Raw genomic sequence first — 18120 nt, forward strand, 5'->3', positions numbered from 1 at the left:
TGCACTGTCGGGTGCGGATTCACCAGCGCTGGTGCTCTCGCTGGACGGCTAATGCAAACTGTTCGATTGGTACGCCGAGATGCGAGAGGGCATCCCGGTCCGATACGACGCCGAACGTGACTCGTGGGACGTCTTCCGATAGCTCCATGAGCGTTAATCGGTTCCGGCCCTGATACAATACCACATCGGATTCACAGAACAATGCTCACTCCAGAACTCCTTAGCGAGTACGACGCGAACGCCCCCACAGAGACGTCGACGGCGACGTTTGGACTCGGCTGTTTCTGGGGGCCTGACGCCGCGGCCGGCGCGATGGATGGTGTGGTTCGGACACGGGTCGGCTACGCAGGCGGGACGAAGCCCGATCCATCCTACGAGGTGATCGGTGACCATACCGAGGTCGTGCAGGTGGAGTACGATTCGACGACACTCTCGTTCAGTGACCTCCTCGACTGGGCGTTCTCCGAACACTCTCCCCGTCGCCAGTCGAGCAAACGACAGTATCAGAACATCGTCTTCACCGAGACGGCCGCCCAGCGCGAGCAGCTTCGAGCCTTTCTGGACGACAGTGACTTGCGCCGACAGCAAGTCGAAACCCGGCTCGAACCACCCGACGAGTTCTACCTTGCGGAGAGCTATCACCAGAAGTTCCAGCTACGGAGCCAGCGCTGGATCACCGACGTCTTCGACGAACTACAGTACGACGCCGAGGCTATCAGGGAGTCGCCTGCGGCAGCGAGACTGAACGCTCACGCTGCGGGACAGGACGTGGCTGCTCCGTTCCTTCCGGAGTCGTACGATCCGACGTCGCGACGAGACGACTAGTCCGGACCGCTGGCTCGGTCGGTATGCACAGAGGAAAGAACGTTTTAGCCTCGACGGCTAGTCGTTCTACAATGAGTGAATCGGACGGCGCAAAACAGGTCAGCGATCCCGACTACCACAGCGAGAACCACACCGCCGCCCAGACCTGTGGCTGGACGGCCAACGCCCTTCGCGGCGAGGGCAAGTGCTACAAGTACGCCTTCTACGGCATCGAGTCCCACCGCTGCATCCAGATGACGCCGGTCGTCAAGTGCAACGAGCGCTGTGTCTTCTGCTGGCGCGACCATGCGGGCCACGCCTACGAACTCGATGACGTGGAGTGGGACGACCCCGAGGCGGTCGTCGACGCCTCGATCCGCCTCCAGAAGAAACTGCTCTCGGGCTTTGGCGGCAACGAGAAGGTTCCCCGCGAGGTGTTCGAGGAGTCGATGGAGCCACGCCACGTCGCCATCTCGCTGGATGGCGAACCGTCGCTGTACCCCTATCTCCCGGAACTGATCGAGGAGTTCCACGCGCGAGACATGACGACCTTTCTCGTGAGCAACGGCACCAACCCCGAGATGCTGGAGCGGTGTGATCCCACCCAGCTCTACATCAGCGTCGACGCGCCGGATCGATGGACGTTCGACGAGGTCGTAAAACCGGTCGAGGACGAGGCCTGGGAGCGACTGATCGACACGATGGACGTCCTCGCAGAGAAAGACGACACCCGCACTGTGCTCCGAACGACGCTCGTCGACGGCGAGAACATGCGTGATCCGGACTGGTATGCGGCCTTTTACGACCGTGCCGACCCCGACTTCGTGGAGCTCAAAGCGTATATGCACGTTGGCCACTCGCGCGGGCGTCTCGACCGGAGTTCGATGCCCGACCACGAGGACGTCGTCGAGTTCGCCGAGTCGATCCGGGAGCACATGCCCGAGCACGACGCGATCAAGGACGTCCCGGACTCCCGGGTCGCACTGCTGTCCAGAGACGCCGATACGTGGGTGCCGAAACTGGAAAAGGGCAGCGAGTTCTGGAGCGAATAATAAAACGCCGCCGTTTGACCCATATCGCTTATCTCTATGGGACCACTAACTCCCTGTAACACGGTCAACCTGGTTCAAGTTTTTGAGATGCATCCCATATTCGATATGCTTATGAGTCGGTAGTTCGAAGGTTCTCATATGTCGAACGCACCGACGCTGGCCGTCGGACACGACGAGCTTGCCGTGTTAAAACTACTGGCACTCGACGGGGGGACCACGGGAGAGATGAAAGCCTCCTGCTCCGGGCTCTCCGAGGACCTCGATGTCTCGACACAGACGGCATCGCGTCGTCTCCAGCGGCTCGAAGATGCGGGCTATCTCACGCGCGAGACGGTGACCGACGGGCAGTGGCTCTCGATCACGGACGAGGGCGAACAGGCCCTTCGGGCGGAGTACGAGGACTATCGTCGAATCTTCGAGGGCGAGACGACGGTGGAACTCGAGGGCACCATCACCGGCGGGATGGGCGAGGGGAAACACTACATCTCCCTGCCGGGCTACATGAAGCAGTTCCGCGAGCGGCTCGAGTACGAACCGTTCGAGGGGACACTCAACGTCGAACTCACCGAGTCGAGCATCAGGCGGCGCTCCGCGATGGAGGCTCTCGACCCGGTCCACATCGACGGCTGGGAAGACGAGGACCGGACCTACGGTCCCGCCGTCTGCTACCCCGCGACCATCGAGACCGCCGACGGGGAGCGCTATGAGGGCACACACGTCATCGCCCCCGAACGGACCCATCACGACGAGGATCAACTCGAACTGATCGCGTCCGATCGACTCCGAGACGAACTCGGACTGACGGACGACGAACTGGTCACCGTCTACATCGAGGACAAGTGAGATGGCGGGCAACACCAGCAACGCCGATATCGCAGACGTGTCGACGACCGACCCGGTCGAACGTGCGGTCGCGGCGTTTCGCGACGGCAACCCCGTCTGCGTCCACGACTTCGACGACCGGGAGGGTGAGACTGACCTCATTTACCCCGCCGGCGCGGTTGACCTAGACGCCGTTGCGCAACTGCGAAACGACGCGGGCGGGCTGATCTGCGTCGGCCTCTCCGGGTCGGTCGCCGACGCCGCCTCGCTTCCGTTCCTCTCCGACGCCATCGACCATCCCGCCAGCGAGACGGCCCACCTCGCGTACGGCGACCGCTCGTCGTTCTCGCTGACGGTCAATCATCGCGACACGTTCACCGGGATCACCGACGAGGATCGCTCGCTGACGATCACCGAAATCGCCGGCTTCGCGGCGGCAGTCGAGGACGGCCAACCGCTCGACGCCGAGGACTTCGCAAGCGAGTTCCGCGCCCCGGGGCACGTCCACCTGCTCCGGGCCGCGGATGGCCTCCTCGACGAGCGCCAGGGCCACACCGAACTCGGCATCGCGCTGGCTGACGCCGCCAGCCAACCCCCTGCGGCGGTCGTCTGCGAGATGCTCGACGACGACACCGGCCGGGCGCTGACCACCACGGCCGCTCGCGAGTATGCGACTGCAAACGGGATTCCCTTCGTCGACGGCGAGCAACTGCTCGAACGGCTGGGCTAGAAGAACTGCTTCAGGTCGTCGCGTTTCTGTTCTTCGAGATGATGGCGTGCCGCGTCCTTGAGCGTCTGAATCGACCCTTTTTTCGCGGTGATCGGCGCGATGGTCTCTTGCCACTGCTTCCACGGCGGGTAGATCCCAAGCCGATCACAGAGGTCGTTCAGTCGCTCGTCTCGGTCGTCGACCTTGTCCATCTTGTTGACCGCGACGACCGTCGGGATATCCAGTTCCTGCAGGAAGTGGAACATCTCCACGTCGTGCGGAATCTCGCCCTCGCCCGAGTGACGGTCGATGATGTCGATGACGCTTTTGCCGTCGACGACCAGCACCGCGACCATGATGTCGTCGGCATGGCGTTCGACGTACTGGACGACCTCGGTTTTGATCTCCTCGCGGACGTCCTCGGGGACGCCCGACATGAAGCCGAAGCCGGGAAGATCGGAGAGCATGAAGTCTTGGCTCGCCCAGTCGTAGTGATTCGGCGAGCGCGTCACACCGGGTTTGCCGCCCGTCTCGAAACTGTGGCCCGTCAGCTCTCGCATAATCGTCGATTTCCCCACGTTCGACCGACCGACGAAGACGACCTCGTCGGAGCGGTTCGGTCGGTTCTCGAACATACATATCGTTGGCGAGCAGCGGGGAAAAGGCTCACGTCACGAGTGCCGCGTTCTCAGAGGGTCCCGACGTCGTAGCTCTGATCGCGGGCAACGACGGTTTCGGGCTCGAAGCGGATGAACTGCCACCGGTCGCTCCAGGGGCTTTTGAATCGCTCGTCCCACGTTTCGGGGTCGGGGCCGAGATACCGCCGGAGCAGGCGGTCTGCCCGCTCCTCGTCGAAGGGTTCGACCGTCGCCATCCCGCGAAAGCCGACGTGTCGGACGACGCCGGAACCGGGCAGGAAATCGACCATCGCCAGCGCGGCATGGGGCGTCTTCCGCACCCGGTCAAGGTAGGTCTTCCCGTCGTCGGCGATGATCCAGACCGTCCCGTCCTCCCAGAGATACCACAGCGGCGAGATCCGGGGCAACCCCTCGTCGGTCGTCGCGAAGAAACAGAAGAGGGGCCGTTCGAGCACCGCCTCCAGTGGGACGTCCATCGAGTTCTCGACGATCTCCATGCCGCCCCGTACGCGGGGTCGTACCATCAATTTCGGGGCCGAACACTCATATACGATGCCGGGACCAGTCGCACCGTGTCCTGACGAAGCCGCCACGGCGCGGCCAGCGGGTGTGCACCGGACCGCGTCGTGACTCTCGTGTGGTGCCTGTTCGCCAGAAAAGCGGCGCTGGGGTCTGAGTACGGTGGTCCTACCGCTCGAACGGCAGTTCCGGCTCGTAGCCGATGGCGTCGACGGCCGCCGCGAGGACGCCCTCGACGTTCTCGTCCTCGGTCACGCTCATGTAGTGGTCGGCCTCGACGTCCCGGGAGAGATCGATCTTGTTACATACCGTCAGCACCGGCACGTCGTCGAACTGCGATTCGATTGCATCCCGTAGCTCTAGCTGGACGCCGATCGGGTAGCCACAGTCCATGCTGGCGTCGAGGATCACGATCACGCAGTCGGCGAGGTGTTCGAGCGCGCTGACCGCCTGCGATTCGATGTCGTTTCGCTCCTCCGGCGGCCGGTCGAGCAGTCCCGGCGTATCGACGATCTGGTAGCGCACGTGCTCGTCCATCGACGAGCCCTCGCCATCTCGGAGTTCGCTCGGTACGTCGGAGCCGTGGAAGTGCCCGACGCCGATGCCGCGGGTCGTAAAGGGGTACTCCGCGGTTTCGTGGCGGGCCCGCGTGACGTCGTTGACAAAGGAGGACTTGCCGACGTTCGGGTAGCCCGCGACCACGATTGCTGGCTTGTCGGGGTTGATCTCCGGCAGCGTCTTGAGAGCGTCCCGGGCCTCCCCGATCAGTCGCAGGTTCGTATCGACCTGCTCGACGACGTCCGCCATCCGCGCGAACGCCTGCTTGCGGTGTTTCCGCGCCAGTTCGACGTCGGATTTTCGCATCTTCCCCATGGCCTCGTCGCCGATCTGCTTGGTCTGGCGGCTCGCCCAGCTTACCTCCGAGAGGCTCTGTCTGAGCGCGTCGACGCCGTCGGCCTCGGTGTCGTACTCGTGCGTCTCGACGATTGCCTCGGCCAGTTCGCGGTAGAACGGATCGATCTCGTCGAAGTCGGGCCACGCCGTGACGACGTTCTCCAGGTTATCCGAAAGGATGTTCGACGATGTCTGTACCATTGACTCCTGGGCCTCCCGGCCCTGCTTCGCCCGGCCGGATCGCGACGCGCGCGAGAACGCCTTGTCGATGAGTTCCTCCGACCATGGCGTCGTCGGAAGATCCTCGAAAATCATAGCCGATCGTACGATAGCTGGCTATAAAAGGCCGTTCTTCGGGCCGCGTGCGTGTTGATGTGCTTATACGCCTCGACTGTCTACGGTCGTTCATGACGAACTGGCGTGCGGTCGTGATCGGATTTATTACTCTCACAGTGCTGAGCGTGTTCGGCGTCGTCCTCCCCGGGCTTGGTCAGTTGACGGCCGGGTTGCTTGGCGGACTGGTCGCCGGCTACCTCGCAGGGGGCGGGCTGGCGAGCGGCGCGTGGCATGGCCTGTTGGCAGGGAGCCTCGGCGGCATCGTTGCGGGAGTGTTCCTCTGGGTGGGACTGACAATCGTCGGCTCGGTGGGCGGGCCGGTCGGCGGCGCAATCGGAGCGACCGGCGGGTTCGTCCTCGCACTCCTGATCGTGTTCTTTTCGCTGGTCGTCGCCGCGGAGTCCGCGCTTGCCGGCGCGTTCGGGGGCGTGCTTGGCGAATAGAAGGACTACTCCAGCGAAATGTACGTCTTGGTGTCCTTGACGCCGGGTAGGGCCTGGATCCCGCTCGATGCGGCTTCGAGGACCTGGTAGACTTCGTCGACGGCTACTTCTCCGATGATGTCGTACTCGCCCGCCACGATGTGGGCCTCTACGACGTGGTTTTCTTCGCGGACATCCGCGAGCAAGCTTTCCGACTTCCCGGCCGCCGTCTTCACCATGACGAACGCGTGAACCATGCTGTGTGGTACTCCGTGGCACGTCAAAAACCTTTCTTCGAGTCCAACCCGGCGACGGAATCGCCTCTCTGCTCGCCGATGGGGTAACATTATTCAAGGGGGGCAGCGTAAGCAGTGATATGCGGTTTGTTATCATAGGGGCGGGTCGTGTCGGGTCACGGACCGGTCGCGTCCTCAATGAAGAAGGACACGAAGTGACGCTGGTAGAGCGCGATGCGGCGGTCGCGGAACGGGCCCGTGATCAGGGGTTCGACGTCGTCGGCGGTGACGGCTCTCGCGAGGAGATTCTCTTACGAGCGGGGATCGACGACGCCGACGCGCTGGGCGCGCTTTCCGGCGATCTCAACACGAATTTCGCAGCCTGTCTCATCGGGAAACATCACGGCTGTCGGACCATTCTGCGGATCGACGAGGACTACCGCGAGAATATCTACCGGAAGTACGCCGAAGAGGTCGACGAGATCATCTACCCCGAGCGTCTGGGTGCGATTGGTGCCAAGAACGCGCTACTCGGCGGCGATATCCGTGCGATCGCCGACATCGCTCAGAACCTCCAGGTCGTCGAACTGACGGTGACGCCGGAATCGCCGACGCGTGGCTACACCATCAGCGAACTGCAACTTCCCGCAAACGCGACGGTACTCGCGTTCGGAAAGGAGGGCGAACCACTCGATATCCCCAACCCCGACGAGTCGCTCGCCGAGGGTGATCGACTGGTCGTGCTCGCGGACTTCGACGTGCTCGGTGACGTGCGACAGATCCTGGTCGGAGACAACAGTCGGGCCACGGCACAGACCGGCCCGGGAGGCACCTGACGATGGTTACTGCTTACGTCATGATCAAAGCGAATACGGGCGAGGCGGATCGACTGCGTGACGATATCTCGGCGCTCGACGGCGTCGAGAGCGCACACATCGTCGCCGGCGACGTCGACATCATCGCGAAGGTGATCGTCGACACGCCGGGCGAAGTGAAAAACATCGCGGCGACGGTGATTCAGGAGGTTGAGGGCGTCGAGGACACCCATACGTATATCGCGATGGATTAGAGCGGCGTTCCGCCGCGGGCGGCGTCGTCGGAATCCGCGTTCTGCTGTGCTCGATCGAGTAGCCCCGCGACCGGTTCGCCGTACTCGTAGCCGGGGATCACGCCCTGGACGTAGGTGCCCTCGACGTAGTCGATCACTGCCTTCGCGGCGTCGACGCCGTTGCTTGCGTTCCAGGCTCGCAGGCCGAACGTCGCGGTAATCGTCTCGTCGCCGCGCTCGACGACCGGGTCGTCGGTATCGCTCGGACCGGCCGCGTGGTAGGCGTCGTCTAGTCTCCGTTCGAGGGTGTCGAACCAGCCGTTCGCGACGGCCGGACCGACGGTCTCGCTCTCGACGACAGCCGAGAGCGCCGGGAGGTGGAGTTCGATCTCGAACTCGGCGTCGCGTTCACCCGCTGCTGGACTCGCTCGGACGGCGGCTTCAAAGGGCGTCGTCGTACATTCGTATCCGTTCTCGGTCGACTCGAACGCCCCGTGACGGTCGAGCGCGCGGCGGGCCGGTTCGGGAATCTTGTCGGCTGTCATTACGTCTCTCTGGGAGTTCGTCGGACATGGGCGTTGCGCTCTCGGAGCCGGACAACGAAGCGGCGACCGCTAGATGTCGTCCCGAAGCACCTTTCGCACCGACTGGGCGACGTTGTTGAAATCGCCCATCGTGAGGCTATCGGTCGTGACGAACACGCCCTCTCGGTTGTCGGTGACTCGCATCAGATAGCCGTTTTCGAATACCCGGATCGTGTACTGATAGTCGCCCAGTTCCGTCCCCTCGTAGGCCGCCTGTGCGGTTTTGAACCCGCGCCACTCGATGCCAATGAAACTGGTGAGGTCGGCGTCGCGACTCAGGTCGTCCCGGAGGTAGAGCTGTTCGTAGTCATCGCGTGTGAAGTACGTCACCGACCGGAGACTGTCGCCGAGCGAGGTCCGACTCGTCCGCACGATGTTGTCGGCCGCCTCGTCAGCGAGTAACTGGCTCGCCATATCACCTCGTCGTTCGCCGTGTACCCATAAGTAACTGACCCCGTCTGCGCTCTGGACCGGACTCCGTCCCAGACTTCGAAAACTATATCGTATGGCTTCGAAGCGTGAAGTTAGCCGTTCCAGAGCGCCATTCGTGTCTGATCCGACCGTTCACGGCCGTGGACCACCAACTTTAAACGAGCAAGCGGCCAACGAGGCCGTATGGCTTCATTCGAAAAAGCAGAGGATCGAATCCTCTCCAAGATGATCTGTATGCGATGTAACGCGCGCAACGCCGAAGGAGCGGACCGCTGCCGCAAGTGTGGCTACGGGAACCTGCGTCCCAAAGCCAAGGAAGCGCGAAGCGCCTAATCCTCCGGATACTTCGGTTCTCGTTTCTCTGCACGGGTTAGCGCCGTCTCTATCACGTCTTCGACGTCGCCGTGGAACTCGTCGCCATGGCCTGCGTACATATGCTCGACGCCGTCGGGTAGCCGGTCGAGAATGCGCTCGATACTCTCGATCAGGGCCTCGCGTGACTGGTTCGGCCGATCGGTCCGCCCGAAGCTACCGTAGTCGAACGCACCGTCGTCGTGAACCACGACATCACCGCTAAAGATCGTGGACTCGCTGATCAGCGAGACGTGATCGTCGGCGTGGCCCGGCGTGCGGACGACCTCGAACGCCTCGCCGCCGATAGAGATCTCGTCGCCGTCGACGATGCCATGGCTCCGGTGTGGGTGGCTGTCGTAGGCGAAACAGTCCGCGTCGAACCGATCCAGTACGGCATCGAGTTGCTGGACGTGGTCGCCGTGCTGGTGGGTCAACACGACGGCCTCCAGGTCGTCGGTGTGCTCGGCGATGACGTCCTCGACGCCCGGCATCGCTCCGGCATCGATCAGGGTCGTACGCTCTCCCAACGCGAGGTAGGCGTTGCAGGTGAACGACTCGGCGTCGGCGGTCACGTTGATCACGTCCATACACGGTCAATGGTCCGGGATGAGGAAAACGGTGGGGGTCCGGTGATGGAAGGTCGTTGTCTGGTGCCGCCCCGCCCCGAAAAGAACAAGATTTTAAACGATGGTCGGGTAGGACTCACCACTATGGGTAAGAAATCGAAGTCGAAGAAAAAGCGCCTCGCCAAGCTGGAGCGACAGAACAGTCGTGTCCCGGCGTGGGTGATGGTCAAGACCGATCGTGACGTGACACGCAACCCGAAGCGACGCAACTGGCGGCGACAGGGCACTGACGAATAATGAGCGCAAGTGATTTCGAGGAACGCGTCATGACCGTTCCCCTACGAGACGCCAAGGCAGAGCCCAAACACAAGCGCGCCGACCGCGCAATGAAGCTCGTTCGCCAGCACCTCACCCAGCACTTCTCCGTCGACGAGGAGAACGTCCGTCTGGACCCCTCGATCAACGAGGCAGTCTGGTCTCGCGGCCGCAAGAAGCCGCCGAGTAAGCTTCGCGTACGCGCCGCCCGCTTCGAGGAAGAGGGCGAAAGCATCGTCGAAGCAGAGCACGCAGAGTAGCTTTGCTCCGCGCCGCGTTCACCGGATCCGCATACGTCGGTGTCTTTGCCGCTGCCACTGACGATTACCTGCTGATCCGCCCCGATACCGACGACGAACTCGCCGACGAGATGGCCGACGAACTCGGAGTCCCCGTCGTCCCGACGACGGTTGCCGGCTCCGGCACCGTCGGCGCTCTCGCGACCGGCAACGAGAACGGTCTGCTGGTCACGAGTCGCATCTCCGACGACGAGCGCGACCGACTCGAAGGCGAGACCGGCAGCGACGTCTACGAACTCCCCGGCCGGATCAACGCCGCCGGCAACGTCGTCCTCGCGAACGACTACGGCGCATACGTCCACCCCGAACTGCCCGAGGAAGCCGTCGAGACAGTCGAAACAGCCCTCGACGTCCCCGTCGAACAGGGCGAAATCGCTGGCGTCCGCACCGTCGGCACCGCCGCGGTTGCGAACGCCGACGGCGTCCTCTGTCACCCGAAAACCACCGACGCCGAACTCGACTACCTCGAAGAGCTACTCGACGTTCGCGCCGACGTGGGAACGATCAACTACGGCGGCCCGCTGGTCGGCTCCGGCCTGGTGGTCAACGAGAACGGCTACGTGGTCGGTCGCGACACGACTGGCCCCGAACTCGGTCGGATCGAAGACGCGCTCGGCTACATCGACTGACTCGACGTGCGGGCTCACGCCCGGGTCAACGTTTTTGCTTTCTCGTCGGCTATCTGCTGGTATGAGCACTGTCAGCGAGACGACGCACGTCCCGGCGCCGCCAGAAGACGTCTTCGCGTTTCTCGACGACCCCGAGAACCACATGGCGGTGACGCCGAGCATTGCCCAAATCGACAACGTCGAGCGACTGGAAAACGGCGGGAAACGGCTCGATCACACGTTCCGAATGGCCGGTGTCGCACTGGAGGGCGAACTGGTCGAGACCGTCCACGAGCCAAACGAGCAGATGGTTTTCGAGATGCGCGGCACTCTGGAGGGTGAACTCGAACTGGTTTTCGAGCCCGAAAGCGGCGGCACGCGACTGACGTATTCGGCGACATATGACATTCCTGGACGGGTCATTTCGACGGTTGCCGAGCCGTTCGCACGCCGGTACAACGAGCGAGAGCTACGGACGACGCTACAGAACGTCCAGACGCATTTCGAGGTTGCGAGCAGTATGGAGTCCGGCGGCGTCCCCGAGTAGCAAGGTTCTTCCGACTTCGGGGCGGACTGAATGGTATGAGCCAATTTACGGTTAACGGGAAGTTTCAGGCTCGCGGCGGCTGGCAGGATTTCGAATCCACAGTCGACGCGGAGAACGAAGACGTTGCTGAAGAACGAACCTACGCTAACCTCGGGAGCCAACACGGCCTCAAGCGCCCCCAGATCCAGATCGAGGGTGTCGAACAATGATGGGCGGTGGCGGCGGTGGTGGCCAGCAGCAACTGCAGGAGCTCAGCCAGCAGCTACAGGAGATCCAGGAGCAGATCGAACTCCTCGAGGGTCAGGTCGACGAACTCGAAACCGAGTCCGAGGAGATCGACGAGGCCATCGAGGCCATCGAGACGCTCGAGTCCGATTCGACCGTGCAGGTTCCGCTCGGCGGCGGTGCCTACCTGCGCGCTGACGTTCAGGACATCGACGAAGTGATCGTCGGCCTCGGCGGCGGCTACGCGGCCGAGCAAGCACAGGGCGACGCTATCGAGACGCTTGAAGCCAAACAGGACGACGTCGCAGAGCAGATCGAGGGCGTCGAAGAAGACATCGCAGAGCTCGAGTCCGAGAGCAGCCAGATCGAAGAGAAGGCTCAGCAGCTCCAGCAACAGCAGATGCAGCAGCAGATGCAGCAGATGCAAGAGCAGGAAGGCGACGAGCAGTAAGCAGGGATGTTCGATAGCCTCAAGGAGAAACTCGGGAGCTTCCGCGAGGACGTAGAGGAGTCCGCCGCGGAGAAAGCCGACGCGGAGGCCGCCGAAGCTGAAGGCGAAGCGGAAGCGGCCGAAGCGGAAGCGGCCGAGGCAACCGCCGGCGAGGCGGAGGCCGACACTGCCGCTGACACGGAGACCGCCGACGGGCCAGCGACGGCCCAGGAGGCTGCTCCCGAAACCGCACCCGCCGAGACGGAGCCCGCAGAGGAGTCGAACGGTCCCGGGTTCGCCAAACGGGCGAAGTCGGCGGCGACCGGGCAGACGATCATCGAGGAGGAAGACCTCGAAGCGCCGCTCGACGAACTCGAGATGGCGCTGCTCCAGAGCGACGTGGAACTCACGGTCGTCGACGAGATCCTGGAGAAGATCCGCGAGGAGACGATCGGCGAGACTCACCGCTTTACGAAGAGTACCACTGGCGTTGTCCAGCGCGCGCTCCGTACCGCGCTGATCGACGTCATCAGCGTCGGGCAGTTCGACTTCGACGAGCGCGTCGCCGAGGCCGACAAGCCGCTCGTGATGATCTTCACGGGCGTCAACGGCGTGGGGAAGACGACTTCGATCGCGAAGATGGCCCAGTATCTCGAGGAACAGGGCTATTCGTCGGTGCTGGCAAACGGCGATACCTACCGTGCCGGGGCAAACGAACAGATCGAGGAGCACGCCGAAAGGCTCGACAAGAAACTGATCACGCACCAGCAGGGCGGGGACCCTGCCGCCGTGATCTACGACGGCGTCGAGTACGCCGAGGCCAACGACGTCGACGTCGTGCTCGGCGATACGGCCGGTCGGCTCCACACGAGCAACGATCTGATGGAGCAACTCGAGAAGATCGAGCGCGTCGTCGATCCGGACATGACGTTGTTCGTCGACGAGGCGGTTGCCGGACAGGACGCAGTCCAGCGCGCCCGGCAGTTCAACACTGCTGCCGAGATCGACGGGACGGTCCTCACGAAGGCCGACGCGGACTCGCAGGGTGGCGCGGCGATATCGATCGCTCACGTCACCGGGAAGCCGATCCTCTTTCTCGGGGTCGGGCAGGGCTACGACGACCTGCAGAAGTTCGAACCCGAGGTACTGGTCGATCGACTGCTCGGGATCGACGGCTGAGGCCGCTTCGACCTACTTTTTACGCCTGTAGCTGTTCTAGCCGCGCGTAGCGCCCGGCGTGCCAACCGGTCACGATAGCGGCGATACCACCGACGACGAGCGCGAGCGCGAAGCCGACCGCGTACACTTCGACGGGCGTCAGCAGTAACTCCTCGATGCCGACGGTCGACGCCGCGACGCGGTTTAGCCCGGTGACGAGGGGTGGCGTTGCCGCGAGTCCGACGACGCCACCGAGCATGCCGACGAAGAGCCCCTGTACACCGATCGTTCCGGCGAGCAGCCGTCGGGAGAGCCCGATAGCCCGGAGCGCGGCGAGTTCGTCGCGTTGCTGGTAGGCGACGAGGACGAACAGGTTGACGAGTAACACCGTGCTGCCGACGATTGCGAGGCCGACCAGCGTCACGCCGCTTGCGATCACGGCCGGCCTGTCCGTGAGCACCGTCTCGACCTGTTGTTTGCTGGTCTGGATGTCGTACTGGGGATACTCGCGCCGGAGGCTGTCGCGAACGGCGACGCTGTCGGCGTCCTCGGCCGTATCGGCCATGATGAACGTGGCCCGGTCGGTACCGCTCGTCCCGGCGAGATACTGGAGGTCGGCCAGCGGAACCGTCGCCGCGGGTGATCCAAGCAGCGTCGAGTGGTGGGAGGACGTACCGACGACTGTAAACTCGTGCTCGGCCGTCTGCTTGCTCGATCCGATCCGGATCGAATCGCCGACCGAGATGTCGAGCGCTCGGGCGGTGCGCGGATCGAGCACGATCTCGTTGCTCACAGGTGCTGAGCGCGGTGCGGTCCGGTAATCCGCAGGCTCCAGTTCGAAGCCGCCGCCCTGCTGGAAGTCGTACCCGCCGTGGGTCTCGTGGACGCCGACGGCCGAGACGCGGCGTAACTCCCCCTCTTCACTCCCGAGATACACCTCGTGGAGGGCGATCGGCGAGGCGGTTCTGACGTCCTCACGCCCTTTGAGCGCCGCGGCGACCTCGCTTGCGTCGCTGATGGCGTTCTCGGTTGCCGCGTCCTCGTTCGTGAGCCAGAGGTCGCGGTCGGCGTCGGCAAGGCTCTCCTCGCCCACCTCCACAACGCCGACACCGAGACTCGCCAGTAGGGTCACCGCGAGCACCGCCGCTGCGACTGCGAGGACGGTCATGGCTGTCCGTCCGGGCGAGCGACGGAGCTGTGCCGCCGCGACGCCCACCGCAGCGCTCACCTGCACGACCCCGCGCCGGATGCTCACCGTCCCACCTCCTCGAGGACGGTCGTTCGTGCGGCGACGACCAGCGGGTACGGGACGGCGAGCAGGCCTGCGATGAGCGCAACGCCGATGGCGTAGGGAACGAACAGCGGATGCACTGCAGCGACGGCCGCCCCGGCGAGGTAGTTCGCGGCGTAGATCCCTGCCCACCCCAGCGCGATGCCGACCAGGGCCCCGACCAGCGTGGTGACGAGCGTCGAGACGGCCACGATGGCGAGTCGGCTGTATGCCGGAAACCCGACGGCTTCGAGCACTGCGAGTACGCGTCGGTCTTCGTCGACGGTCATCCCCATCGTCGTCGTTATGAACGACGCACAGATGCCGATGCCAACCACGAGTGCGAGCAGACTCGTCACGAAGGCGAGTTCGTCGTCGAACAGGGATGCCGGACTCGCCGCCCCCGTTCGTTCGACTGCGGCGTCCGGGTAGGCGTCCGCTCCGGCGGCGGCCGCCGCGTCGCGGTCACCCCACACCAGCATTCGATCCGCAAGGTCGTCATCTGCTGCTCCTGACAACGCCTGCAGGTCGTCGAGATGAACCAGCGCGACGGAGGCATCTTCGACCGTCGACGGTTCCGTTGCCGTGACAGTGAACGCCGTATCGCTGTCGCTGCGATAGCTGGCACGTACCAGTTGCTCGGCGTCGCCATCGAACCGGTCTGCGGCCGTCTCGGAGAGGACTATCTGTCGTCTATCGCTCGTCTCGAGTGCCGCAGTCGATAGCCCGGCCACCGTTCGTGGCTCCTCGTCCGGGACGACACCGACGAGCACCAGAACGGCAGACTCGCCGCCGTCGGCGGGTTCGAGGGTCGTCGGCTCGACGAGGACTGGCGAGGCGTGCTCGACGCCCTCCTTTGATCGGATGCTCTCGGCTTGCTCGCTCACCGCCCCGAGGCGCGTCCCTTCGACGCCGTCGATGGACGATACGACCGTCTCGCCGTCGGATGTGATCCGGACGTCCGCGTCGTCTGCCGTCGCGACGCCGCCGCCAGCGAGCGCGATTGCGACGCCGGTGACGAGCAACAGCATGGCGACGGTCAGCGCGACGCCGGCGAGGGTGGCAACGAGTCGGCCCGAGGTCGTTTGCGTCGCCTGTTTCCAGAGCCGTGTCAGCGTCAGTCCGATGACTCCTCTGATGCGGCGTCGTCGCGGCCCCCCGCCGTCATCGCTCACGACCGACCACCTGCCCGTCGTGCAAACTGAAGACGTGATCAGCGACGGCCAGGGTCGCGGCATCGTGTGAGGCAAGCAGAACCGCTCGGTCCCGCCCGAGCGCCGTCAGCAGTTCCAGTACGGCCGCTCCCGTTTCGGTGTCGAGTTCGCCGGTCGGTTCGTCGGCGACGATCACGTCCGGATCGGTCGAGAGCGCCCGTGCGATAGCGACGCGCTGGCGCTCGCCGCCGCTTAGTTCGCCCGGAAGGTGGGTGGTCCGGTCACCGAGTCCGACAGCCTCGAGTAACTCGGTCGCCCGCTCGCGTCGCTTCGTGCGCCCGACGCCTGCGCCGACGAGCGGGAGGGCGACGTTCGCCCGGGCCGACAGCGAGGGCAGCAGGTGAAAGCCCTGAAAGACGATTCCGACGTGTCGCCGCCGGACCCGTGTGCGTCTGCGACTGCTCAGTTCGGTGAGGTCGATCCCCAGCAGGGAAACCTCGCCGGTGGTCGGCACGAGGAGGCCCGAGACGGCGTGCAAGAGAGTGGATTTCCCGCTGCCACTGGGGCCTTTCAGGCCGAGGATCGTTCCGGACTGAACCTCTAACGAGACGTCCCGAAGCGCCAGCAGCGAGCGGTCGGGCCCGGAACGAAACCGGCCGCTCCCGAGCCTGTACTCGTGGCTCACCTCGTCGAGACGAACCGCAGCCCCCCGACTCGTTTCGGCGTTCCCCTCGGCGTCTGACGGGCGTGATGCCCGCGGCGAGCGATCAGTGAATCCCACGCAGTCGGTGAGACAGGCTGTCTACCCATTGTTTCTCTGGGCTTACTTCCGGTGGGCCGTAGATAATCCCTCTTTTCGGACCACTGACGCGATGGTCCACGCAGCGGGTTTATGATCTCCCTCGCTTGCTTCGATGCCGGGGTAGCTATCGGTCGACTACTGCTCAACATCGGCTGACACCGCCCGTAGCGGTCGTTCTCTCGGATATCAGTCCGTGGTTGATCATGAGTAACGACCCTGTTCCGGTCGCTCTTTCGGCCGTTCGTCAGTCCAGTCGATCGGGAGTCGACGCTCGGCGCGCTCGCTATCCGTGTCTCTCGTCGAGATACGAAGCGCTGTCGGCGCGTCAGGGGGCTTTCGAGGGTGTCGATAGCGCTACGAGCGGTCCCAGCCGCTGACGAACAGCGCGAGCACCGGCACGATCTCCAGACGCCCGACCCACATCAGGAAGATCATCAGCAGTTTCGAGGCGTTCGAGAACCGGAGATAGCTACCGAACGGCCCGAGCGAGCCAAAGCCCGGGCCGATGTTGCCGATCGTCGCCAGCGAGGCGCTGAACGCTTCGAGGACGGTTAGCTGGTAGCCGATCCGTGCCGAGTCCAGCGAGAGGAACACCGCCGAGACGGCAAACAGCATGAGATAGAGCAGCGTGAACGCGACGATGCCGCGGACCGCGTCCTCGCTGACGACGTTTCCGGCCAGTCGGACCGGCCGGACGGCGTCGGGGTGGGCCGTAAGGAACAGTTCGCGACGAACCGTCTTGATCACGACGAGCCACCTGATTACCTTGATCCCCCCGCCGGTCGATCCGGCGGAGCCGCCGATGAACATCGCAAACAGGAGCACCATCTGTCCGTGTGCGTCCCACTGTGCGAAGTCACTCGTCGCGAAGCCAGTCGAGTTCATCAGCGAGCCGACCTGGAAGGCGGCCTGCCGAAGCGTGTTCTCCGTGAACCCCTCGGTTGCGCCGCCGAGTTCGAGGACCGGTGCTGCACCGCGGGCTAGCACGAACGCCAGGACCGCGATCAGGACAGCGATCGCACCGGTGTACGTTCGGAACTCGGGGTTTTTCGTCAGTTCGCTAGCCTCTCCACGGAGCACGTGCCAGAACAGCGCGAAGTTCACCCCGGCGATCACCATGAACGGGATGATCACCCACTGGACGGCTGCCGAGAACGCCGCGATACTATCAGCCTGTGGAGAGAACCCGCCGGTCGGCATCGTCGAGAAGCCGTGTGCGACGGCGTTGTAGAAATCCATATTCGGTGCCATCCCCGTCAGACTGAGTCCGTACAGCAGGACGACGAGCAGGACGGTAAAGCCGAAGTAGACCAACCAGAGCGCTCGTGCAGTCTCCGCGATTTTCGGCGTCAGTTTCTGCAGGGTCGGGCCGGGCGCTTCCGACTGCATCAGTTGTGCGCCGTTGACCGCTACTTCGGGCAGGATGGCGATCATCAGGACGATGATCCCCATCCCGCCCAGCCACTGTGTTAGCTGTCGCCACATCAGGAGTGCGTGAGAATGCTGATCGAGGCTGATCTCACCCATCACCGTTGCACCGGTCGTCGTGAAGCCGCTCGTCGACTCGAACAGCGCGTGGATCGGATGCGCAAGCGTCGATCCCGTTCCGTAGCCCGCAAGCAGGTAGGGTATCGTCCCGATCAGTGCCGCCGCCCCCCACGAGACCGCGACGAGCAACAATGCCTCCTCCGGTCCGATATCGGGATCCGGATCGAGGCGTTCGAGCGCCCAGCCGACGCTCACAGCGATGGCAATCGAGGCCAGGAACACCCAGACGTCCTCCCAGTAGACGACGGCGACGGTTAGCGGGACAAGCATCGTCAACGCGAGATACTGCACGACCGTTCCGACGAGCGAGAGGCCTGCCCGCCAGTCGATCTGCCACTTCATCTGTTG

The 18120-nt window shown here is 63.9% G+C and carries 27 protein-coding genes; 15 read left to right on the forward strand and 12 right to left on the reverse strand.

Translation table 11 applies throughout. The features are described from left to right. Window positions 1–19 precede the first annotated feature (19 nt). Window positions 20–148 (reverse strand): hypothetical protein, encoded by a 129-nt coding sequence (locus ACFQL3_RS17690; RefSeq protein WP_377056734.1) that lies wholly within the window; start codon window positions 146–148, stop codon window positions 20–22. Window positions 149–201: 53 nt separating this feature from the next. Between ACFQL3_RS17690 and ACFQL3_RS17695 the strand changes: the two genes are divergently transcribed. The 4 genes from ACFQL3_RS17695 to ribB all read left to right on the forward strand — a co-directional run bounded on the left by ACFQL3_RS17695 (window position 202) and on the right by ribB (window position 3408). Further along, window positions 202–825 (forward strand): peptide-methionine (S)-S-oxide reductase MsrA, encoded by a 624-nt coding sequence (locus tag ACFQL3_RS17695; RefSeq protein WP_377056736.1) that lies wholly within the window; start codon window positions 202–204, stop codon window positions 823–825. 71 nt (window positions 826–896) lie between these two features. Then, the gene (twy1, locus tag ACFQL3_RS17700; protein ID WP_377056738.1) at window positions 897–1856 is read left to right on the forward strand and encodes a 4-demethylwyosine synthase TYW1; all 960 of its coding nucleotides are present in this window, start codon (window positions 897–899) and stop codon (window positions 1854–1856) included. A gap of 138 nt (window positions 1857–1994) precedes the next feature. Further along, entirely contained in the window at window positions 1995–2699 is a 705-nt protein-coding gene (locus ACFQL3_RS17705; RefSeq protein ID WP_377056740.1) for a DUF120 domain-containing protein, read from the forward strand. A 1-nt stretch (window position 2700) separates the two neighbouring features. Next, complete coding sequence (gene ribB, locus ACFQL3_RS17710; protein WP_377056742.1) at window positions 2701–3408, forward strand: 3,4-dihydroxy-2-butanone-4-phosphate synthase; 708 nt, start codon at window positions 2701–2703, stop codon at window positions 3406–3408. Here the strand turns inward: ribB and engB are convergent. The 3 genes from engB to ACFQL3_RS17725 all read right to left on the reverse strand — a co-directional run bounded on the left by engB (window position 3405) and on the right by ACFQL3_RS17725 (window position 5753). Then, a complete protein-coding gene (engB, locus tag ACFQL3_RS17715; protein WP_377056744.1) occupies window positions 3405–4022 on the reverse strand; it encodes a GTP-binding protein EngB in 618 nt (205 codons plus the stop codon). The two genes, ribB and engB, sit on opposite strands and share 4 nt — an antisense overlap. A 53-nt stretch (window positions 4023–4075) precedes the next feature. After that, the gene (locus tag ACFQL3_RS17720) at window positions 4076–4549 is read right to left on the reverse strand and encodes a pyridoxamine 5'-phosphate oxidase family protein (protein ID WP_377056746.1); all 474 of its coding nucleotides are present in this window, start codon (window positions 4547–4549) and stop codon (window positions 4076–4078) included. A gap of 163 nt (window positions 4550–4712) precedes the next feature. After that, on the reverse strand, window positions 4713–5753 hold the full coding sequence (locus ACFQL3_RS17725) for an NOG1 family protein (protein WP_377056748.1): 1041 nt from the start codon (window positions 5751–5753) through the stop codon (window positions 4713–4715). A gap of 92 nt (window positions 5754–5845) precedes the next feature. Here ACFQL3_RS17725 and ACFQL3_RS17730 point away from each other — a divergent pair, with 92 nt between their 5' ends. Beyond that, window positions 5846–6217, forward strand: coding sequence for a DUF5518 domain-containing protein (locus ACFQL3_RS17730; RefSeq protein ID WP_377056750.1), 372 nt, complete (start codon window positions 5846–5848; stop codon window positions 6215–6217). Window positions 6218–6222: 5 nt separating this feature from the next. Here the strand turns inward: ACFQL3_RS17730 and ACFQL3_RS17735 are convergent, their stop codons facing one another. After that, a complete protein-coding gene (locus ACFQL3_RS17735) occupies window positions 6223–6453 on the reverse strand; it encodes an Lrp/AsnC ligand binding domain-containing protein (protein WP_377056752.1) in 231 nt (76 codons plus the stop codon). 119 nt (window positions 6454–6572) lie between these two features. On the opposite strand from ACFQL3_RS17735, the gene ACFQL3_RS17740 reads away from it, so the two are divergent. Beyond that, complete coding sequence (locus ACFQL3_RS17740) at window positions 6573–7268, forward strand: potassium channel family protein (protein ID WP_377056754.1); 696 nt, start codon at window positions 6573–6575, stop codon at window positions 7266–7268. A 2-nt stretch (window positions 7269–7270) separates the two neighbouring features. Further along, window positions 7271–7501, forward strand: coding sequence for an Lrp/AsnC family transcriptional regulator (locus tag ACFQL3_RS17745; protein WP_377056756.1), 231 nt, complete (start codon window positions 7271–7273; stop codon window positions 7499–7501). On the opposite strand, the gene ACFQL3_RS17750 is transcribed toward ACFQL3_RS17745, so the two are convergent. Further along, window positions 7498–8025: a DUF5813 family protein gene (locus ACFQL3_RS17750; RefSeq protein ID WP_377056758.1), complete on the reverse strand. Its 528-nt coding sequence runs from the start codon at window positions 8023–8025 to the stop codon at window positions 7498–7500. The two genes, ACFQL3_RS17745 and ACFQL3_RS17750, sit on opposite strands and share 4 nt — an antisense overlap. Window positions 8026–8094: 69 nt before the next feature. Continuing rightward, the gene (locus ACFQL3_RS17755) at window positions 8095–8478 is read right to left on the reverse strand and encodes a DUF7522 family protein (protein ID WP_377056760.1); all 384 of its coding nucleotides are present in this window, start codon (window positions 8476–8478) and stop codon (window positions 8095–8097) included. 201 nt (window positions 8479–8679) lie between these two features. Here ACFQL3_RS17755 and ACFQL3_RS17760 point away from each other — a divergent pair, with 201 nt between their 5' ends. Then, window positions 8680–8829 (forward strand): 50S ribosomal protein L40e, encoded by a 150-nt coding sequence (locus ACFQL3_RS17760; RefSeq protein WP_377056762.1) that lies wholly within the window; start codon window positions 8680–8682, stop codon window positions 8827–8829. Here the strand turns inward: ACFQL3_RS17760 and ACFQL3_RS17765 are convergent. Beyond that, window positions 8826–9437, reverse strand: coding sequence for an MBL fold metallo-hydrolase (locus ACFQL3_RS17765; RefSeq protein WP_377056764.1), 612 nt, complete (start codon window positions 9435–9437; stop codon window positions 8826–8828). The two genes, ACFQL3_RS17760 and ACFQL3_RS17765, sit on opposite strands and share 4 nt — an antisense overlap. A 123-nt stretch (window positions 9438–9560) precedes the next feature. Between ACFQL3_RS17765 and ACFQL3_RS17770 the strand changes: the two genes are divergently transcribed. The 7 genes from ACFQL3_RS17770 to ftsY all read left to right on the forward strand — a co-directional run bounded on the left by ACFQL3_RS17770 (window position 9561) and on the right by ftsY (window position 13019). Beyond that, window positions 9561–9713, forward strand: a complete 153-nt coding sequence (locus tag ACFQL3_RS17770) for a 50S ribosomal protein L39e (protein ID WP_377056766.1) — start codon at window positions 9561–9563, stop codon at window positions 9711–9713. Then, a complete protein-coding gene (locus tag ACFQL3_RS17775) occupies window positions 9713–9991 on the forward strand; it encodes a 50S ribosomal protein L31e (RefSeq protein WP_377056768.1) in 279 nt (92 codons plus the stop codon). The genes ACFQL3_RS17770 and ACFQL3_RS17775 overlap by 1 nt, the downstream gene beginning before the upstream one ends. Window positions 9992–9993: 2 nt before the next feature. Then, window positions 9994–10659 (forward strand): translation initiation factor IF-6, encoded by a 666-nt coding sequence (locus ACFQL3_RS17780; protein WP_377056770.1) that lies wholly within the window; start codon window positions 9994–9996, stop codon window positions 10657–10659. A 61-nt stretch (window positions 10660–10720) separates the two neighbouring features. Beyond that, window positions 10721–11185 (forward strand): SRPBCC family protein, encoded by a 465-nt coding sequence (locus ACFQL3_RS17785; protein ID WP_377056772.1) that lies wholly within the window; start codon window positions 10721–10723, stop codon window positions 11183–11185. Between the two features lie 35 nt (window positions 11186–11220). After that, a complete protein-coding gene (gene rpl18a / locus ACFQL3_RS17790) occupies window positions 11221–11394 on the forward strand; it encodes a 50S ribosomal protein L18Ae (RefSeq protein ID WP_377056774.1) in 174 nt (57 codons plus the stop codon). Then, on the forward strand, window positions 11394–11861 hold the full coding sequence (gene pfdA, locus ACFQL3_RS17795) for a prefoldin subunit alpha (protein WP_377057141.1): 468 nt from the start codon (window positions 11394–11396) through the stop codon (window positions 11859–11861). The genes rpl18a and pfdA overlap by 1 nt, the downstream gene beginning before the upstream one ends. Window positions 11862–11867: 6 nt before the next feature. Continuing rightward, window positions 11868–13019: a signal recognition particle-docking protein FtsY gene (gene ftsY / locus ACFQL3_RS17800; RefSeq protein ID WP_377056776.1), complete on the forward strand. Its 1152-nt coding sequence runs from the start codon at window positions 11868–11870 to the stop codon at window positions 13017–13019. A gap of 19 nt (window positions 13020–13038) precedes the next feature. On the opposite strand, the gene ACFQL3_RS17805 is transcribed toward ftsY, so the two are convergent. From ACFQL3_RS17805 to ACFQL3_RS17820, 4 genes are all read right to left on the reverse strand, one after another. Beyond that, complete coding sequence (locus ACFQL3_RS17805) at window positions 13039–14253, reverse strand: ABC transporter permease (RefSeq protein ID WP_377056778.1); 1215 nt, start codon at window positions 14251–14253, stop codon at window positions 13039–13041. Next, a complete protein-coding gene (locus ACFQL3_RS17810; RefSeq protein ID WP_377056780.1) occupies window positions 14250–15443 on the reverse strand; it encodes an ABC transporter permease in 1194 nt (397 codons plus the stop codon). Before ACFQL3_RS17810 ends, ACFQL3_RS17805 begins: the two co-directional genes overlap by 4 nt. Then, window positions 15433–16203 (reverse strand): ABC transporter ATP-binding protein, encoded by a 771-nt coding sequence (locus tag ACFQL3_RS17815; protein WP_377056782.1) that lies wholly within the window; start codon window positions 16201–16203, stop codon window positions 15433–15435. The genes ACFQL3_RS17810 and ACFQL3_RS17815 overlap by 11 nt, the downstream gene beginning before the upstream one ends. 375 nt (window positions 16204–16578) lie before the next feature. Continuing rightward, window positions 16579–18114 carry a TrkH family potassium uptake protein gene (locus ACFQL3_RS17820; protein ID WP_377056784.1) on the reverse strand — a complete coding sequence of 512 codons (1536 nt, stop codon included), beginning with the start codon at window positions 18112–18114 and terminating at the stop codon, window positions 16579–16581. Between the last annotated feature and the right edge of the window lie 6 nt (window positions 18115–18120).

Origin of the sequence: Natronoarchaeum sp. GCM10025321, assembly GCF_042663585.1 — an archaeon.
Classification (GTDB): Archaea; Halobacteriota; Halobacteria; order Halobacteriales; family Natronoarchaeaceae; genus Natranaeroarchaeum.

Excerpts from the sequence above, each read along its gene's own strand:
- ACFQL3_RS17690 (WP_377056734.1), bottom strand. The coding sequence starts at position 148 with ATGGAGCTATCGGAAGACGTCCCACGAGTCACGTTCGGCGTCGTATCG.
- ACFQL3_RS17695 (WP_377056736.1), top strand. The coding sequence starts at position 202 with ATGCTCACTCCAGAACTCCTTAGCGAGTACGACGCGAACGCCCCCACA.
- twy1 (WP_377056738.1), top strand. The coding sequence starts at position 897 with ATGAGTGAATCGGACGGCGCAAAACAGGTCAGCGATCCCGACTACCAC.
- ACFQL3_RS17705 (WP_377056740.1), top strand. The coding sequence starts at position 1,995 with ATGTCGAACGCACCGACGCTGGCCGTCGGACACGACGAGCTTGCCGTG.
- ribB (WP_377056742.1), top strand. The coding sequence starts at position 2,701 with ATGGCGGGCAACACCAGCAACGCCGATATCGCAGACGTGTCGACGACC.
- engB (WP_377056744.1), bottom strand. The coding sequence starts at position 4,022 with ATGTTCGAGAACCGACCGAACCGCTCCGACGAGGTCGTCTTCGTCGGT.
- ACFQL3_RS17720 (WP_377056746.1), bottom strand. The coding sequence starts at position 4,549 with ATGGTACGACCCCGCGTACGGGGCGGCATGGAGATCGTCGAGAACTCG.
- ACFQL3_RS17725 (WP_377056748.1), bottom strand. The coding sequence starts at position 5,753 with ATGATTTTCGAGGATCTTCCGACGACGCCATGGTCGGAGGAACTCATC.
- ACFQL3_RS17730 (WP_377056750.1), top strand. The coding sequence starts at position 5,846 with ATGACGAACTGGCGTGCGGTCGTGATCGGATTTATTACTCTCACAGTG.
- ACFQL3_RS17735 (WP_377056752.1), bottom strand. The coding sequence starts at position 6,453 with ATGGTTCACGCGTTCGTCATGGTGAAGACGGCGGCCGGGAAGTCGGAA.
- ACFQL3_RS17740 (WP_377056754.1), top strand. The coding sequence starts at position 6,573 with ATGCGGTTTGTTATCATAGGGGCGGGTCGTGTCGGGTCACGGACCGGT.
- ACFQL3_RS17745 (WP_377056756.1), top strand. The coding sequence starts at position 7,271 with ATGGTTACTGCTTACGTCATGATCAAAGCGAATACGGGCGAGGCGGAT.
- ACFQL3_RS17750 (WP_377056758.1), bottom strand. The coding sequence starts at position 8,025 with ATGACAGCCGACAAGATTCCCGAACCGGCCCGCCGCGCGCTCGACCGT.
- ACFQL3_RS17755 (WP_377056760.1), bottom strand. The coding sequence starts at position 8,478 with ATGGCGAGCCAGTTACTCGCTGACGAGGCGGCCGACAACATCGTGCGG.
- ACFQL3_RS17760 (WP_377056762.1), top strand. The coding sequence starts at position 8,680 with ATGGCTTCATTCGAAAAAGCAGAGGATCGAATCCTCTCCAAGATGATC.
- ACFQL3_RS17765 (WP_377056764.1), bottom strand. The coding sequence starts at position 9,437 with ATGGACGTGATCAACGTGACCGCCGACGCCGAGTCGTTCACCTGCAAC.
- ACFQL3_RS17770 (WP_377056766.1), top strand. The coding sequence starts at position 9,561 with ATGGGTAAGAAATCGAAGTCGAAGAAAAAGCGCCTCGCCAAGCTGGAG.
- ACFQL3_RS17775 (WP_377056768.1), top strand. The coding sequence starts at position 9,713 with ATGAGCGCAAGTGATTTCGAGGAACGCGTCATGACCGTTCCCCTACGA.
- ACFQL3_RS17785 (WP_377056772.1), top strand. The coding sequence starts at position 10,721 with ATGAGCACTGTCAGCGAGACGACGCACGTCCCGGCGCCGCCAGAAGAC.
- rpl18a (WP_377056774.1), top strand. The coding sequence starts at position 11,221 with ATGAGCCAATTTACGGTTAACGGGAAGTTTCAGGCTCGCGGCGGCTGG.
- pfdA (WP_377057141.1), top strand. The coding sequence starts at position 11,394 with ATGGGCGGTGGCGGCGGTGGTGGCCAGCAGCAACTGCAGGAGCTCAGC.
- ftsY (WP_377056776.1), top strand. The coding sequence starts at position 11,868 with ATGTTCGATAGCCTCAAGGAGAAACTCGGGAGCTTCCGCGAGGACGTA.
- ACFQL3_RS17820 (WP_377056784.1), bottom strand. The coding sequence starts at position 18,114 with ATGAAGTGGCAGATCGACTGGCGGGCAGGCCTCTCGCTCGTCGGAACG.